At 50.4% G+C, this 611-nt stretch carries 1 rRNA gene; it reads left to right on the top strand.

Features of this window, described 5'->3' with window-relative positions:
• A 16S ribosomal RNA gene (locus EF384_RS09625) occupies nucleotides 1-511 on the top strand; the annotation flags it as partial.
• Between the last annotated feature and the right edge of the window lie 100 nt (nucleotides 512-611).

Raw genomic sequence — 611 nt, forward strand, 5'->3', positions numbered from 1 at the left:
GGGGACAAAGTGACAGGTGGTGCATGGTTGTCGTCAGCTCGTGTCGTGAGATGTTGGGTTAAGTCCCGCAACGAGCGCAACCCCTATTATTAGTTGCCAGCATTCAGTTGGGCACTCTAATGAGACTGCCGGTGACAAACCGGAGGAAGGTGGGGATGACGTCAAATCAGCATGCCCCTTATGACTTGGGCTACACACGTGCTACAATGGATGGTACAGCGAGTCGCAAACCCGCGAGGGCAAGCAAATCTCTTAAAGCCATTCTCAGTTCGGATTGCAGGCTGCAACTCGCCTGCATGAAGCCGGAATCGCTAGTAATCGTGGATCAGCACGCCACGGTGAATACGTTCCCGGGTCTTGTACACACCGCCCGTCACACCACGAGAGTTTGTAACACCCGAAGTCGGTGAGGTAACCTTTTAGGAGCCAGCCGCCGAAGGTGGGACAGATGATTGGGGTGAAGTCGTAACAAGGTAGCCGTATCGGAAGGTGCGGCTGGATCACCTCCTTTCTAAGGAATATTACGGAATACACAAGCGTTCGACTCTTCTTTGTTTAGTTTTGAGAGATTTATCTCTCTAATATATAACTTTGTTCTTTGAAAACTGAAT

The sequence above is a fragment of the Aerococcus agrisoli genome (assembly GCF_003797145.1).
Classification (GTDB): Bacteria; Bacillota; Bacilli; order Lactobacillales; family Aerococcaceae; genus Aerococcus; species Aerococcus agrisoli.